15 protein-coding genes and 1 pseudogene are annotated in these 15,057 nt (G+C 42.5%); 3 read left to right on the top strand and 13 right to left on the bottom strand.

From position 1 onward, the window contains the following. Positions 1 to 33: 33 nt before the first annotated feature. Together MK482_RS00470 and zapA are read right to left on the bottom strand one after the other, a co-directional pair. Positions 34 to 582 carry a CvpA family protein gene (locus tag MK482_RS00470; protein WP_268717701.1) on the bottom strand — a complete coding sequence of 183 codons (549 nt, stop codon included), beginning with the start codon at positions 580 to 582 and terminating at the stop codon, positions 34 to 36. Then, positions 579 to 881 carry a cell division protein ZapA gene (gene zapA, locus MK482_RS00465; protein WP_020901580.1) on the bottom strand — a complete coding sequence of 101 codons (303 nt, stop codon included), beginning with the start codon at positions 879 to 881 and terminating at the stop codon, positions 579 to 581. Before zapA ends, MK482_RS00470 begins: the two co-directional genes overlap by 4 nt. A gap of 86 nt (positions 882 to 967) precedes the next feature. On the opposite strand from zapA, the gene rnhC reads away from it, so the two are divergent. From rnhC to MK482_RS00450, 3 genes are all read left to right on the top strand, one after another. Next, entirely contained in the window at positions 968 to 1,849 is an 882-nt protein-coding gene (rnhC, locus tag MK482_RS00460; protein ID WP_115904882.1) for a ribonuclease HIII, read from the top strand. Between the two features lie 3 nt (positions 1,850 to 1,852). Continuing rightward, positions 1,853 to 2,467: a signal peptidase I gene (lepB, locus tag MK482_RS00455; RefSeq protein WP_268717700.1), complete on the top strand. Its 615-nt coding sequence runs from the start codon at positions 1,853 to 1,855 to the stop codon at positions 2,465 to 2,467. Between the two features lie 113 nt (positions 2,468 to 2,580). Beyond that, positions 2,581 to 4,947 carry an ATP-dependent RecD-like DNA helicase gene (locus MK482_RS00450; RefSeq protein ID WP_268717699.1) on the top strand — a complete coding sequence of 789 codons (2,367 nt, stop codon included), beginning with the start codon at positions 2,581 to 2,583 and terminating at the stop codon, positions 4,945 to 4,947. Positions 4,948 to 5,100: 153 nt separating this feature from the next. Here MK482_RS00450 and tig read toward each other — a convergent pair whose 3' ends face one another. The 11 genes and pseudogenes from tig to MK482_RS00395 form a co-directional block, all read right to left on the bottom strand. Then, entirely contained in the window at positions 5,101 to 6,384 is a 1,284-nt protein-coding gene (tig, locus tag MK482_RS00445) for a trigger factor (protein WP_268717698.1), read from the bottom strand. 91 nt (positions 6,385 to 6,475) lie between these two features. Next, complete coding sequence (locus MK482_RS00440) at positions 6,476 to 7,132, bottom strand: DNA alkylation repair protein (protein WP_268717697.1); 657 nt, start codon at positions 7,130 to 7,132, stop codon at positions 6,476 to 6,478. Continuing rightward, on the bottom strand, positions 7,133 to 7,765 hold the full coding sequence (locus MK482_RS00435) for a response regulator transcription factor (RefSeq protein ID WP_261020314.1): 633 nt from the start codon (positions 7,763 to 7,765) through the stop codon (positions 7,133 to 7,135). A gap of 13 nt (positions 7,766 to 7,778) precedes the next feature. Next, positions 7,779 to 8,774: a sensor histidine kinase gene (locus tag MK482_RS00430; RefSeq protein WP_268717696.1), complete on the bottom strand. Its 996-nt coding sequence runs from the start codon at positions 8,772 to 8,774 to the stop codon at positions 7,779 to 7,781. Further along, positions 8,771 to 9,469 carry a cell wall-active antibiotics response protein LiaF gene (liaF, locus tag MK482_RS00425; RefSeq protein WP_265485241.1) on the bottom strand — a complete coding sequence of 233 codons (699 nt, stop codon included), beginning with the start codon at positions 9,467 to 9,469 and terminating at the stop codon, positions 8,771 to 8,773. Before liaF ends, MK482_RS00430 begins: the two co-directional genes overlap by 4 nt. A 76-nt stretch (positions 9,470 to 9,545) precedes the next feature. Next, on the bottom strand, positions 9,546 to 10,556 hold the full coding sequence (gene fni, locus MK482_RS00420; RefSeq protein WP_265485242.1) for a type 2 isopentenyl-diphosphate Delta-isomerase: 1,011 nt from the start codon (positions 10,554 to 10,556) through the stop codon (positions 9,546 to 9,548). After that, positions 10,540 to 11,547, bottom strand: coding sequence for a phosphomevalonate kinase (locus MK482_RS00415; RefSeq protein ID WP_268717695.1), 1,008 nt, complete (start codon positions 11,545 to 11,547; stop codon positions 10,540 to 10,542). Before MK482_RS00415 ends, fni begins: the two co-directional genes overlap by 17 nt. Continuing rightward, positions 11,534 to 12,487 carry a diphosphomevalonate decarboxylase gene (mvaD, locus tag MK482_RS00410; RefSeq protein WP_268717694.1) on the bottom strand — a complete coding sequence of 318 codons (954 nt, stop codon included), beginning with the start codon at positions 12,485 to 12,487 and terminating at the stop codon, positions 11,534 to 11,536. The genes MK482_RS00415 and mvaD overlap by 14 nt, the downstream gene beginning before the upstream one ends. Further along, positions 12,469 to 13,347, bottom strand: a complete 879-nt coding sequence (gene mvk / locus MK482_RS00405) for a mevalonate kinase (RefSeq protein WP_268717693.1) — start codon at positions 13,345 to 13,347, stop codon at positions 12,469 to 12,471. Before mvk ends, mvaD begins: the two co-directional genes overlap by 19 nt. 121 nt (positions 13,348 to 13,468) lie before the next feature. Beyond that, positions 13,469 to 14,488: a choline-binding protein CbpC gene (gene cbpC, locus MK482_RS00400; RefSeq protein ID WP_268717692.1), complete on the bottom strand. Its 1,020-nt coding sequence runs from the start codon at positions 14,486 to 14,488 to the stop codon at positions 13,469 to 13,471. 17 nt (positions 14,489 to 14,505) lie between these two features. Next, positions 14,506 to 15,057, bottom strand: a pseudogene (locus MK482_RS00395) (N-acetylmuramoyl-L-alanine amidase family protein); the annotation flags it as partial.

Here is a 15,057-nt window from a genome sequence, read left to right as displayed (position 1 = left end):
GTAAACAAAGGGCTAGGAAAACTCCTGCCCTTTTTATCCGATTAAATTTGTCACCCAGATTTGTTTGAGCCAACTGGTTGTTACTGGTATGCTCTGGATGATGTGTTTTGCGACGATGCTCTTTTCAAGAGGATTTTGTATAGCTGCCATGGGAATGGTCGCCAAGATTGTCAAGGCCATTTGCAAGACAAATAAGGTCACCAACATGGACAAGATCCCTGCTGAAACTTGGAACAACTTGCCACCCAGTTTTTTACTAGGAATCAAGTGTAAGAGGAGACCAAGCAAACGACCGATGCTATAGACAATCCCAAATACAAGCAAGTAGCCAATACCTGCATAAAAGACCTTATCCAACTGAAAGAGTTGATCCGATGGGAAAAAGAAAGTTCCCTGACCTTCCTGCGGATTTGCATAAGGGACCAACAAATGAAATTGCTCTCCAAGCCCCTTGTAAAACTGACCAGCCACAAAAGCAGATGCCATGGCTGAAATCAGGTAATAAACCTGTAAAAGCAGTCCTCTCCGATAGCCGATATAAAATCCCCAAACCAAGACCAATAGAAGAAGGAGTGAAATCATAAGGAATCCTCAATCTTGCTCTGTTCTTGCTTGCAAGTCACAAGCTTGTGACGGAGTTCTTTTAATTCTTGCTCCTTATCATCAAATTCAATCTCACGGCTGAGCTGAGTTGATAAACAGTTGACTGCCAACAAAAGAGCGATGGTTTCATCGTCTGCGCTAGGCATTTGTTCTTTAATTGCTTGGTATTTTTCTGTCGCAACCTTAGCGATTTCCTCCATAAAGAGATTATCATGCTCGCTTGTCAAGGTTAATGATTTTTTCCCGAATGTAAATTTGAATCGATTTAGATTTGCCATAAAATTCACCTCACGATATTATACCAAAATTCGCTAATTTTGTCAGTTTTTACAAATTTACCTGCTTTTATGGTACAATAGAAACTATGGCAAGTATAACACTCACACCAAGTGAAAAGGAGATTCAGGCTTTTCTTGAACACTATCAAACCAGTCTGGCTCCCAGCAAGAATCCCTATATCCGCTACTTTTTGAAACTACCTCAAGCAACGGTTTCTATCTATACTTCTGGAAAGGTCTTGCTTCAAGGAGAAGGAGCTGAGAAATATGCTAGTTTCTTTGGCTATCAAGTTGTAGAGGAAAACAGGGGACAAAATTTCCCTTTAATTGGGACAGATGAGGTTGGAAATGGTTCCTACTTTGGTGGGCTTGCAGTTGTTGCTTCCTTTGTCACACCTGACCAGCATGACTTCTTGCGAAAACTCGGTGTGGGAGATTCCAAGACACTGACCGACCAAAAGATCCGTCAGATTGCCCCTATTCTCAAAGAAAAAATTCAGCACCAGGCACTGCTTCTCTCACCAAGTAAGTACAACGAGGTCATCGGAGACCGCTACAATGCTGTTTCTGTTAAGGTAGCCCTCCATAACCAGGCTATCTATCTCCTTCTTCAAAAAGGCATTCAGCCTGAGAAAATTGTGATTGATGCCTTTACCAGTGCTAAAAATTATGACAAGTACTTGGCACAAGAGGCCAATCGCTTCAGCAATCCTATCAGCTTAGAAGAAAAGGCTGAAGGCAAATACTTGGCTGTCGCAGTTTCTTCTATCATTGCGCGTGATCTCTTTCTAGAAAATCTTGAAAATCTGGGACGAGAGCTGGGCTATCAACTTCCAAGTGGAGCTGGAACGGCTTCTGATAAGGTGGCTAGCCAGATTTTGCAAGCCTATGGTATGCAAGGACTCAATTTCTGCGCCAAACTGCACTTTAAAAATACTGAAAAAGCGAAAAAACGCTTAGAAAGGTAAGTTATGAATTCATTTAAAAATTTCTTAAAAGAGTGGGGAGTGTTCCTCCTAATTCTGTCATTACTAGCTTTAAGTCGTATCTTTTTTTGGAGCAATGTTCGCGTAGAAGGGCATTCCATGGATCCTACCCTAGCGGATGGCGAAATCCTCTTTGTTGTCAAACACCTCCCTATTGACCGTTTTGATATCGTGGTTGCCCATGAGGAAGATGGTAATAAGGACATTGTCAAACGTGTTATCGGAATGCCTGACGACACCATCCGTTACGAAAACGATAAACTTTACATCAATGACAAAGAGACAGATGAACCTTACCTAGCTGACTATATCAAACGCTTCAAGGATGACAAACTCCAAAGTACCTACTCAGGCAAGGGATTTGAAGGAAATAAAGGCACTTTCTTTAGAAGTATTGCTGAAAAAGCCCAAGCCTTCACAGTTGATGTCAATTACAACACCAACTTTAGCTTTACTGTCCCAGAAGGAGAATACCTTCTCCTCGGAGATGACCGCTTGGTTTCAAGTGACAGTCGTCACGTAGGTACTTTTAAAGCAAAAGATATCACAGGGGAAGCTAAATTCCGCTTCTGGCCAATCACCCGTATCGGAACATTTTAAGAGACCTAAGAGGCCGAGAATCAAGAATCTCAGCCTCTTCTTCTATCGTGAGAAGTAATCGTTTATTGACTATAATACCCCCCAACTCTCACCTATTCATGCAAAGGAATTTTATGGAAGTTTATTTTTCAGGAACCATTGAACGGATTATTTTTGAAAATCCCAGCAATTTTTATCGTATCCTTCTCCTAGAAATCGACGATACGGACGCAGAGGATTTTGATGATTTTGAAATCATTGTCACGGGCACTATGGCTGATGTGATTGAGGGAGAAGACTATACTTTCTGGGGGCAAATTGTCCAGCACTCCAAGTATGGGGAGCAACTGCAAATCAGTCGTTATGAACGCGCAAAACCAACTAGCAAGGGCTTGGTCAAGTACTTTTCAAGTAGCCATTTCAAGGGAATTGGTCTCAAGACAGCTCAGAAAATTGTGGATACCTATGGCGACAATACCATTGACGAAATTCTGCAACACCCAGAAAAGCTAGAAGGTATCTCAGGACTCTCTGCTAAAAATCGCGAGGCATTCGTCTCTACTCTCCGCCTCAACTACGGAACCGAGATGGTTTTGGCCAAACTTGCCAACTACGGCATTCCCAACAAACTAGCCTTTCAGATTCAAGACTTTTACAAGGAAGAAACCCTTGATGTGGTTGAAAATTATCCCTACCAGTTGGTCGAGGATATCAAGGGTTTGGGCTTTACCATTGCTGATCAATTAGCGGAAGAACTAGGTATCGAAAGTCAGGCTCCTGAACGCTTCCGTGCAGGACTAGTTCATAGTCTTTTTCAGGCCTGTATGGAAACAGGGGACACCTATGTTGAAGCACGGGATTTGCTAGAACAAACCCTTACTCTCCTTGAGTCTTCCCGCCCCGTGGAACTGGATCCCAGCCAAGTGGCCCAAGAGCTCTCCTACCTGATCGAAGAAGACAAGGTTCAGCAGATTGATACCAAAATCTTTGATAACAGCCTCTTTTTCGCTGAGGAAGGTATCCACAGTCACTTGGTTCGTATCCTTGAAAAAGGAAAACAGAAGAGCCAAGATTTAGAATCCATTCAAAAGCATATCACTACTGTCGAGCAAGAACTGGGGATTGAGTATGATAGCATTCAAAAACAAGCTATCTGTAATGCTATCCAGAACAAGGTCTTTATCCTGACAGGTGGTCCTGGTACTGGTAAAACAACTGTTATCAATGGGATTATCGCTGTTTATGCCCTTTTAGAAGGACTTGACCTCAGAAAAAAAAGCAATCTACCTATTCTTCTTGCCGCTCCAACTGGACGAGCAGCTCGGCGCATGAATGAATTGACAGGTTTGCCTAGCGCGACCATACACCGTCATTTAGGAATGACAGGTGACGATGATACCAGTCATCTGGAAGATTATCTAGATGCTGACTTTATCATCGTAGATGAATTTTCCATGGTGGATACTTGGCTGGCCAACCAACTCTTCTCCAACATCTCTTCTAACAGTAAAATCCTCATCGTGGGTGACAGCGACCAGCTACCGTCTGTCAGCCCTGGACAGGTTCTAGCGGATCTGCTTCATATTCCCTTGATTCCTCAAACTCGCTTGGAAAAAATTTATCGGCAAAGCGAAGAATCAACTATCGTCACCCTAGCTAGTCAGATTCGACAGGGCATCTTGCCAGCTGATTTCATCCAGAAAAAAGCAGACCGTTCCTACTTTGAAATTGCTAGTGCTCATATCCCTGCTACTATTGAAAAGATTTTAGGCGCAGCCCTCAGAAGCGGCATCCCTGCCCGTGATATCCAGGTTCTGGCTCCCATGTACCGAGGGACTGCAGGAATTGATGCCATCAACCAACTCATGCAAGACCTCCTGAACCCACCACAAAAAGACCAACTCAGTTTTGAAGCTCCCCAGTGCCACTATCGTAAGGGAGATAAGGTCATTCACTTGGTCAACGATGCTGAAATCAATGTCTTTAATGGAGATTTAGGAGCCATCACAGACCTGATTCCTGGAAAATACACTGAGTCGAAACAAGACGAGATTGTCATTGATTTTGATGGCAATGAGGTCTCTTACCCACGTAACGAATGGTACAAAATTCGCCTGGCCTATGCCATGAGTATCCATAAATCGCAGGGAAGTGAGTTCCCTGTTGTTATCCTACCTATCACCAGTGCTAGCAGGCGTATGCTGGAGCGCAATCTCATCTACACAGCCATTACACGCGCCAAAAGCAAGCTTATCTTACTAGGCGAATTGCAGGCCTTTGATTATGCTACCCAACACATCGGAACTGCCCGAAAAACCTATCTGATTGAACGCTTCAGTGTTCTACTAGAGAATGTTGAAGAAAAGCAACCAGCTGTCTCTGAAACAGCCACATCAAGCGCCTCTGAACAATCCTACATCCTAACCGAAGAAAACTGGGACAGCATCCCCGCCATGATTGGGATTACAGACGCAGATCTCAAAGAGATTTTTGGAAAATAGTGCATAAGAAAACCCACCAATTCAGGTGGGATTTTTGTTTATTAATACTCAATGAAAATCAAAGAGCAAACTAGGAAGCTAGCCGCAAGCTGTACTTGAGTACGGTAAGGCGACGCTGACGTGGTTTGAATTTGATTTTCGAAGAGTATAAGATTATTTAACTGTTGCTGTGCTTGTAATCAATTCAACAGCTTTTTTGATTGTGATGTCGTGTTTCAACATATCAGCTGAAAGCAAGCTTTTCACTTGTGCAACTTCCATGTTGTAGTCTGTAGCCAATTGCTCGATTTCTTTTTGGATTTCTTCTTCTGAAGCGTCGAATCCTTCAGCTTTGGCAACTGCTTCGATAACAAGGTTAGTCTTAGTACGTGACTCAGCTTCTCCCTCGTATTGTTTGTGAAGATCTTCTTGAGTAGTTCCAGTGATTTGGAAGTACATGTCAGGGTTGATACCTTGACGTTGCAAGTTTCCAAGGAATTCATTTACTGAACGGTGAACTTCTTCGTGAATCATTTCTTCTGGAAGTTCTACGATTTCAGCGTTTTCTACAGCTTTATCAATTGCTGCACCTTCAACTGCATCTTTGTAAGCTTCTTCTTTAGCAGCAGCCAATTCCTTGCGGTATTTTTCTTTCAATTCAGCAAGTGTTTCAACTTCTTCGTCGATGTCTTTTGCAAGCTCATCGTCAAGAGCTGGAACTTCTTTAGCTTTTACTTCGTGGATAGTTGTTACGAATTTAGCTTCTTTACCTGCAAGGTCTTCTGCTTGGTAGTCTTCTGGGAATGTTACGATAACATCAACAGTTTCGCCAGCTGAGTGACCTACCAATTGGTCTTCAAAACCAGGGATGAATTGACCTGAACCAAGTCCAAGTGAGAAGTTTTCACCTTTTCCGCCATCAAATTCAACACCGTCGATAGAACCAACGAAGTCGATGACAACAGTGTCGCCATTTTCAGCAGCAGCTTCCTTGATAACCAATTCAGCCAAGTTGTTGCGTTCGCGTTCGATACGCTCTTCAACGTCAGCATCAGTCACTTCTTTTTCTAGATCAACTGATACTTCAAGGTTTTTGTAGTCACCCAATTTTACTTCAGGTTTTGTAACGACTTCAGCAGTGATAACCCAGTCTTGACCTTTTTCCATTGAAGTTACGTCAATTTTTGGTTGAGCAACCACTTCAAGACCAGCTTCTTTTACAGCTGCTTCATAAGCATTTGGCAAAAGAGCGTTCATAACGTCTTGATAAAGTGACTCTTCACCAAATTTTTTGTCGAAAATAGGACGAGGAAGGTGACCTTTACGGAAACCTGGAACATTAAGAGATTTCTTCACTGAGTTGAAGACACGGTCCAATTCTGGTTTGATTTGGTCTTGAGAGATAGTGAAAGTCAAGACACCACGGTTTGTTTCTTTGTTTTCAAATGATACAGACATTCTGTCATTTCTCCTTAAAATTTTTAAATACAGTCTATTATAACATAAATGGGCGACTTTTTTCAAGTAATGAATGCGCTTTTCAATCATGCTAGAGGTACTTGTTCGCTTCTTTGATACTAAGGTCAGCCATTCTTTCCTTGTTTTTCTCAATGAAGCCTGCTACCCAAATTGGATTGGTTTTGGAGTAGTCTCTTAGAGCCCAGCCAATGGCTTTATTGATAAAGAATTCTGTTTGGTTCAAATTATGAAGCAGAATCTTTTCCATTAATTGAACATTGGTCTTCTCTTTTCTTAACAACTGGTGGTCAATAGCGACACGTCTCAGCCAGATATTATCTGATAGGCTCCATTTTAAGATTATTTCTTCTAGTTCAGGGTGGTCATACACCAAACTCCCTACTACTCGATCTAGGATATCTACGGTATCCCACCAGGATTTTGTGACGACTAACCGCTCAAGCTTAGGTAAATCGTTCTCCGTTAGATAAGACTGCATTGCTTTCAAATAATTAGCAGCCACATATTGGTATTCTCTAGGCTCCTTTCTCCAGCAAGTATCTACAAAATTCCAGTCGATAATCTTTGTTTTTTTCGCTTTTGGAAAGTATTTTTTATAGAGTGCATTTCTTTCAGGAGCCGCAATACCTAGGAAGAAAAATTGATGGCGCATATAGGCTTCCATGGGCCCTGCATTTTTTGAATCTTTTGCTGCTTCTAGCTCAACAAGTAAATCTGTTAGACTCATCTAAAACTCCTCATGCCCCACCAAGTGGTGCTGAAAGGCATAGACTGCAGCCTGGGTACGATCACTAACCTCAAGTTTGGCAAGGATGTTGGACACGTGGGTCTTGACCGTCTTGAGAGAGATAAAAAGTTCGTCTGCGATACGCTGATTTTCGTAGCCCTTGGCGATGAGTTGGAGAACATCTCGCTCACGCGCAGTCAGATCCTCATGTAGTTCTATGTGATTGCGGTGGTATTCGACTTTTTTGCTGACCTCTTGCTCAATGGCCAACTCGCCAGCAGCCACCTTACGGACGGCATGGAGTAGTTCGTCCGCACTAGAAGTTTTGAGCATATAGCCACGAGCACCGGCATTTAAGACGGGCATGATTTTTTCATTGTCCAAGTACGAAGTCACAATCAAAATCTTGGCTTCAGACCATTCTTTGAGGATGGCCAAGGTCGCATCAATCCCATTCATCTCAGGCATGACGATATCCATGACAATAACATCCGGACGCAATTCCAAAGCCAAGTCAATGCCTTGAGCCCCATTGGATGCCTCACCTACAACTTCTACATCATCTTGGAGGTCAAAGTAGCTTTTCAAGCCCAATCGAACCATTTCGTGGTCATCTACTAGTAAAATTTTCATCTTTACTCCTTTATCATTCCTTACCTAACAGGGGAATACGGATATCAACTGCCAGCCCTTGCTTGGGAGCTGTTAATAACTGAACCGTCCCTGCCATATCTTCAACCCGCTCCTTGATATTGTGGAGTCCATAACTCAGGTCATCTAAACTTCCCAACTGGAAACCAATCCCATTGTCCACCACCTTCAGTTGCAATTCAAAATCTGTCTGATAGAGATAGACATCCAAACAAGAGGCCTGGGCATGGCGAAGGGTATTGCTGATCAACTCTTGCAGGATACGGAAGATATGCTCCTCGATTTTCTTAGGCAATTTCGTTACATTTTGCTTGAAACTAACCTTGATCTCACTCTTGTCCTCAAGCTCTTTTAAGAGGATTTGAATCCCTTCAACCAGACTCTTCTGCTCCAGTTCAACAGGCCGCAAATGCAAGAGCAAGACCCGCAAATCCTTCTGGGCTGTTTCTAAAATAGCTGTGACACTCTGCAACTGGGTCTGCATCTTTTCTCTATCCAATTTCAAAGCCTGCTGACTGATACCCGATAAAATCATGTGGGCCGCAAACAACTCCTGACTGACTGTATCGTGCAAATCCCGAGCAATCCGCTTTCGTTCCTTCTCGATGATTTCCTCTTCCTGAGCAAGACTGTGATTTTCTGCTTTTTGAAGAGCTTCTGTCAAAAGGTTAAGTTTACCTGACAAGGACTTGAAACTGGCATCCAAATCTGGATCTGCAAGCTGAACCACTTCTTGCCCTGTCAACAAACGCTTGAGATTAGTCTGCATTTTTCTTAGAGAAAGCTCTTCAACACCTCTCCAAAACAGGGCTAAGAGAAAGGTCATGGACATGCTGAATACCAACAACAAAAAGACAATTTTTTCTGTTTTTTCGACATCATGCAAGAAAATAGACCAGTCAAAGTCAAGTATTTCCAGCAAGCTGTGGGAGAAAAATAAGACAAACAGAAAGGAGGTGAGAGCAATGATTACATAGGCTTGTTTTTTCATCCTCTAACCACCTCCACATCCCCAATTATAGTCGTCAAGAAAATCTTGACACTCTTGTTACTCTTAAGGTAGTCTCTTGTTTCTTGATGATAGTGTTCATTACGGAGGGCTCGTTTGGGCTGGTTGAAAAAAGTCAAATCACCATAGAGACAGTTAACGCTGAGACTGACTTCCACATCTACAGGTACAATGATTTTGGTCGTGCCAATCATCTTTCTGAGGATAATGACATTGTCATGATTGGTTAGGATAACCCTCTCCAGATGAATAGTGTCCTTACCCATGAGACGAAAGAGATTGATATCATCAAACTTGCAAGTTTGGTAGCTTGAAAAATGATGGAGATTTCCAAACCAACGATTTTTCTCCTTCTTAACCGTCACCACCTCTTCAAAAACCAAATTTGTCTGCTCTTTTTCCTGGTTCATCATCGGATAAAGAAGAAAGAGACTGTATATAACCGCAACAAAAATAGCTAGAATCACAAAGGGATTGAGCATGACGATGAAAAAGAAGAGAATGGTTGCCACCACTAAAAGAAGATTATTGCCCTCTTTACCAGTGTAATAGCGAATCAAAAGCAAAAAGAGGAATAGAATCAGCAGAAAACGCGAAAAATGCTCTGATACCATCAAAATCAGAGCTCCTGTCAAAAGACAGGCTTCGATAAATAAAAAGATTTTAAATTTTCTCATAGGTTCATCCTCTCCCTTCTATTTTAACACAATTCAAAAAAGTCACCTCAGTCTGAGGATGGAAAAAAGGCGGTGGTTACGCCTTTTTCATCTGATCCTTTGCTTCTTTTAATTTTCCATAAAGAAGATAGTCTACTTTTTGCAAATCTGCTATGGTGGCACAATTAAGGGCACACATAATCAAACGCAGATCGTCTTTCCAGCCTTGGATAATACCAATCACTTCTTCAATTGTGTAGCTTTCAACCAATTCCAAAACTGTTCGAGACAGTCCCACAGCCTTGGCACCAAAGACTAGGCACTTAATCATATCCAGCGGATTTCGAACCCCTCCACTAACCAAGAGTTCGACCTTGTCTTTCCAGTCTTGGGCATTGAGAAGGGCTTGCATGGTGGACTGGCCCCATTGATTGAGGTAATCACGTTGACCACTGCGACGGTTTTCGATATAGGCAAAGCTGGTGCCACCACGACCCGATATATCAAAGGTTCGAATCCCTAGTTCATAGGCTCTTTCTATGGTCTTGACATCCATTCCAAAGCCCACTTCCTTTAGGACAATAGGAACGGAGATTTGCTTGCTGTAGTCTGCCAGATGCGACTGCCAGCTTCTGAACGACCTTTCTCCCTCGGGCATGAGTAATTCCTGCATGACATTGACATGCACTTGCAAGAGGAGAGGAGTCATCTCTTCTACGGTCTGAAGTCCTAACTCGACAGGCTTGTCCAATCCAATATTGGTTCCAAGAAGGAGATCTGGATGACTAGATTTGACAGAAAAAGAGTCATCTGTTGGATCTTTGAGGGCTGCGCTATAAGAACCCGTTACAAATAAAATACCACAGGCTTCCGCCACTTGAGCCAGTTTTTGATTGATTTCTCTTCCCTTATCGCTTCCACCTGTCATGGCATTGATATAGAAAGGAAACTCCCACTTTCGACCAGCAAACTCTGTCGACAGATCGATTTCATCCAGGTCGTAAAGAGGCAAGGAAGAATGAATCAACTCCACCTCATCAAAGCTATTATAAGAACTTTTCTGCTCAAGGGCATAGCGGATGTGCTCATCCTTACGATTTGTCGTCATGTCCTATCCTTTCTTGGTATAAGAGCTCAATCCCCAGATCGGCCCAACGATTTTTTAAGGTTTCAGTTGATTGCGCATCAAAATTCAAGGCAATGCCACAGTCACCACCACCAGCGCCACTACTCTTAGCAACAGCCTGCAAATCTTGACTAGCTTCTTTCAGCTGTCTAAGCGAAGGTGTGTAAATATCTGCGCTCAAGCCTTCTAAGAGCTTGCTGGCTGTTTCCACCTGCTCGATAATTTTTTCTGCATCCCCCTGCTCCAAGGCTTCTACCAAAGCAGCCACCGTTTCTTTTGAAGAACTTAAAAAATTCTGATTGATATTTTGCTTGATTTGCTGGACCATGCGACTCGATACAGCCACTTCCTTGGTCCATCCCACTAGGAAATCACATTCTAATGTTGGTTTCACTTGTGAGATAGAAAAGCCCCACTCACGCTCTAAAACTGTCGCCAAGTTTTCTTCTTCCAACCAAGCAGCTACCTTCTGACGATCAAAAGACTGGTAGACAACCAAATCCTCTGCCACGATACAGGCAAGATCTCCCATAGAACCATTGTCTCCTCGCTTGAGCAAGACAGCGCTAGCCAGCTTAAATAAGACCTCCTGATCCACTGAAACATCATACAGAGCCAGCAGAGCCTTGACAACCAAGACAATGACGCTACCGCTAGAGCCTAAACCAAACTTTTTCCCTTCTCTTTCCATTTTTCCTCGGATTTCCAAAGAAAAAGGTTGCAAAGCCTGCCCACGATAAACGAGGAAATCTTCCACTAAAGCAATCGTTTCTTGAATCAAACTATAGTCAGGATTCGGTGTCAAATCCACTGCAAAATCAAACATATCCGAATAGATACGGTAACTATCAGAAAAAGCAATCTCGCCCTTCATATAGATGGGAATGGCCTTTATCAAGGCCAACTGCCCTGGCTCTAAAATAGCATATTCACCTGCCCAATAGAGTTTTCCGCAAGTTTTAACAGCAATCATCTTGACTCAAATCCTTTGTTTTTGACACAATCAAGTGATAACGTTGACCGAAGATTTCTGATAAATGCTCCAAGTCTTTCTCTTGACAGAGGACTTTGACATTGGGACCAGCATCCATAGTAAAGTAGCAGGCTTCCCCTTGCTCACGAAGCTGGCGGACAAAGTCCATGGCTTCATAGCTTGCATCCGTCAGATAAGAAAAGGCTGGTGATGCTGTTTTTGTCGTAGCGTGCATAGCCAGGGCATTTTTCTCCGTTAATTCCCCAACCTTGGCAAAGTCATTTTCCTTGAGATAAACCAGCATATCCTGATAATCCTTCTCAGACTGACGCACCCAGTCATCAAAGGTCGTCGAGGTTTCCACACAAAGTTTCATCCCGTCACGGCTAGAGATTGGTTTTTTCTTATCCTCTAGCACCAACATAATCATAGCTAGTTTCAAGTCTGTCTCTACAGGGTAAATTTCCCCGCTATCCTTGTCCCAGGCACCAAGTGGTCCATAAAAACTCCGAGAAGAAGATCCTGAGGCAAACTTAGCCTCCTGTGCCAACTGGCTCCGAGTCAATCCAAGCTTGAAATAAGCATTACAAGCCTTGACCAAGGCAGACAAACCGCTAGAACTTGAGGATAGGCCCGCTGCCGTAGGCATATTGTTTTGAGTATCGATACGGACAAAACCTTCTCCAACTGGGCGGTAGCGGTCGATTATTTTGCTCATCTTAGCATGCTCCGCCTCATTTTGTAGCTGACCATTGATGTAAAATTCATCAGCCGTTACATTGGCTGGTAAAGGCGACAAAGTCGTCTCCGTATACATATTCTCCAAAGTCAGAGAGATACTGCTAGTAGCAGGCACCATCTCTTTTTCTTCTTTCTTTCCCCAGTATTTAATAATAGCAATATTTGCGTAGGAACGTACTGTTACAGGCTCTCTATCCATGTCTGAACAGCTCCTTTCTCTTCTAATCTTTCTGCTAGTTCTTGTGCTTGTGTCAAATTGTCCGCCAAAGCTATGATACAGCCTCCAAGCCCACCACCGCTCATCTTGGCACCCAGAGCACCATGGTTAAGAGCCGTTTCTACCAGATGGTCTGCCTCAGGGCTACTGACACCAATTTCTTTTAAATGTAAATGTGCTTTACTGAGGATTTGCCCCAGTCCTTCAGCATCTTTTCGTGAAATCGCATCTTCTGCCTGCTGGGTCAATTCTCCCAAGGCATGCAAAAACGGCAGGGCATCCTTCCCCTTGCTTTGAACCACTTGAATAGCTTCACGAGTATGACCATAAACGCCCGTATCAGCAATCACCAAATAGGCAGATAAATCCATCTCAAGCTCTGTAAATCCTACATTCTTAATAAATCGAATAGGCTGGTCACTGAGACAGGTCTTGGCATCCAAACCACTTGGATTCATATGGGCAATCATCTCCGCCCGATTGACCAAGATTTCTAATATATCATGAGGCAGATTTGCCTGATAGTAGTCAAATACCGCACGAATGGCCGCTATGCTGATAGCAGCTGACGAACCCATTCCCCGTTTTTCAGGGATAGCCGAGTCAATCTCACAGCGAATGCAGGCTTCTGTGATATCTAAATACTCCAGTGAAGCATAAACTGCCATGGACAAGGTATCTTCCTCATAGAGGCGCCAAGGACTCTCTGCAGGAACTACCTTACAAGTCACCTCCACCTCCAAAAGAGGCAGGGAAATGGCAGGATAACCGTAAACGACCGCATGCTCCCCTATTAAAATTATCTTACTATGTGCCTGACCGACACCAACTTTTTTTGTCATGTTATCCTTTTACTAGACGGAAAGACCGTCTTATTTTTCACACAAGTATTTATTCTTTCCTATCTATTTTATTATATTTTCACAAAAAAAGCGATTGTTTCCTTCACAATCGCCTCTTTCATTATTGAACCCATTCGCCATTATAATTGATAGAATAGCCATCTACGGTCGTATTCACTGCTAAAGCACCTGAGCTATAAGCATAGTACCATTTGCCATTGACCTGGAACCAGCCTGTCTTCATATCTCCATTACCTGCATTTAGGTAGTACCAAGTTGAACCATCTTGATACCAACCAGTTACCATAGCTCCTGATGAACGGAGATAGTACCACTTGTTACCAAGGTATTGCCAGCCCGTTTTCATATCACCATTTTCAGCATCTAAATAGTACCAAGTTGAGCCTTCTTGATACCAGCCAGTCGCCATAGCTCCTGATGAACGGAGGTAGTACCACTTATTGCCAATTTGCTTCCAACCAGTTTGCATGATACCAGTTTCTGGGTCTAGGTAATACCACGGAGCAGGTTTGCTTCTATCAATGCCAAAAGTAACATGGAAATCTTGAGTCCAACCCTTAGCAACTTCACCAATTGGTAGTGGATTGTAAGAATCATCGCCAGAAATTCCTAGCTTATTTAAATAATACCAATTGCCGTCTTCATAAGTCCAACCTGTCTTTACAGCATAATTATTATCAAAATAATAAGTTCTCTTTTCAGCAGATGGAGCATATTGTTCACCGTATACTTTTCCTGTATTTTCAGACGTTTTTGCCTCTAGTACCTGTTTATCTGTTTGTTCTAGCAAAGCACCATCTTGTCCAAAATAGTACCACTTCTCCTGAAGACCAATTTCTAAGACTGGACGATTATTAAATAAATTATCACGATAACCTGTTCCATGAATTTCTACGTATTGCCAACCGACAACCATCTCTCCTCTATCACCAAAATAGTAAGTTTTACCGTCTATTTTATGCCAATAGATTGCTTTATGATCATCTTTTACATAATATTTTCTATTATCCTTATCAACAAATTGGCCACCTGTGGTATCCGCAAATACAGTATTTGTAGCTAGCAAACCAAAGAAAAATGTTGCTAGTGCGACTTGCATCATTTTTTTCAAAAGCTTCATTTGTATCTCCTCCAAGATTAAATCCACTCACCAGATGAAGCAAAGTTATAGACTTTACCATCGATAGTTTGGCTACCTGTAACCATTGCTCCATTTGAATTGAGATAATACCAGTTTCCATTTACTTTTGTCCAACCTGTCTTCATATCTCCATTACTTGCATTTAGATAGTACCAAGTTGAACCATCTTTCACCCAACCAGTTGCCATAGCTCCTGATGAACGGAGATAGTACCACTTGTTACCAAGATATTGCCAGCCTGTTTTCATATCGCCATTTTCAGCATCTAAATAGTACCAAGTTGAGCCTTCCTGATACCAGCCAGTTGTCATAGCTCCTGATGAACGGAGGTAGTACCACTTATTGCCAATTTGCTTCCAACCAGTTTGCATGATACCAGTTTCTGAATCTAGATAGTACCAAGTGGAAGCATCTTGAATCCAACCAGAACGTTTCTCACCACCAATATAGTTTTCTCCATTAATTTCCGTTTTAGCTAGATAATACCAATTAGACTGGTCATAAAGCCAACCTGTCTCTAAAGAATGATTTTGATTAAAGTAATAGTT

The sequence above is a fragment of the Streptococcus mitis genome (genome assembly GCF_026782865.1).
GTDB classification, from domain to species: Bacteria; Bacillota; Bacilli; order Lactobacillales; family Streptococcaceae; genus Streptococcus; species Streptococcus mitis_CG.
The sequence above is the reverse complement of the archived record's forward strand: the minus strand, read 5'-3'. Positions and strand labels throughout refer to the sequence as shown.

Coding starts and splice junctions, on each gene's coding strand:
- MK482_RS00435 (WP_261020314.1), bottom strand. CDS start 7,765: ATGAAAATTTTACTAGTAGATGACCACGAAATGGTTCGATTGGGCTTG.
- cbpC (WP_268717692.1), bottom strand. CDS start 14,488: ATGAAGCTTTTGAAAAAAATGATGCAAGTCGCACTAGCAACATTTTTC.
- zapA (WP_020901580.1), bottom strand. CDS start 881: ATGGCAAATCTAAATCGATTCAAATTTACATTCGGGAAAAAATCATTA.
- mvaD (WP_268717694.1), bottom strand. CDS start 12,487: ATGGATAGAGAGCCTGTAACAGTACGTTCCTACGCAAATATTGCTATT.
- lepB (WP_268717700.1), top strand. CDS start 1,853: ATGAATTCATTTAAAAATTTCTTAAAAGAGTGGGGAGTGTTCCTCCTA.
- MK482_RS00440 (WP_268717697.1), bottom strand. CDS start 7,132: ATGAGTCTAACAGATTTACTTGTTGAGCTAGAAGCAGCAAAAGATTCA.
- rnhC (WP_115904882.1), top strand. CDS start 968: ATGGCAAGTATAACACTCACACCAAGTGAAAAGGAGATTCAGGCTTTT.
- MK482_RS00470 (WP_268717701.1), bottom strand. CDS start 582: ATGATTTCACTCCTTCTTCTATTGGTCTTGGTTTGGGGATTTTATATC.
- MK482_RS00415 (WP_268717695.1), bottom strand. CDS start 11,547: ATGATTGCTGTTAAAACTTGCGGAAAACTCTATTGGGCAGGTGAATAT.
- fni (WP_265485242.1), bottom strand. CDS start 10,556: ATGACGACAAATCGTAAGGATGAGCACATCCGCTATGCCCTTGAGCAG.
- mvk (WP_268717693.1), bottom strand. CDS start 13,347: ATGACAAAAAAAGTTGGTGTCGGTCAGGCACATAGTAAGATAATTTTA.
- liaF (WP_265485241.1), bottom strand. CDS start 9,469: ATGAGAAAATTTAAAATCTTTTTATTTATCGAAGCCTGTCTTTTGACA.
- MK482_RS00430 (WP_268717696.1), bottom strand. CDS start 8,774: ATGAAAAAACAAGCCTATGTAATCATTGCTCTCACCTCCTTTCTGTTT.
- MK482_RS00450 (WP_268717699.1), top strand. CDS start 2,581: ATGGAAGTTTATTTTTCAGGAACCATTGAACGGATTATTTTTGAAAAT.
- tig (WP_268717698.1), bottom strand. CDS start 6,384: ATGTCTGTATCATTTGAAAACAAAGAAACAAACCGTGGTGTCTTGACT.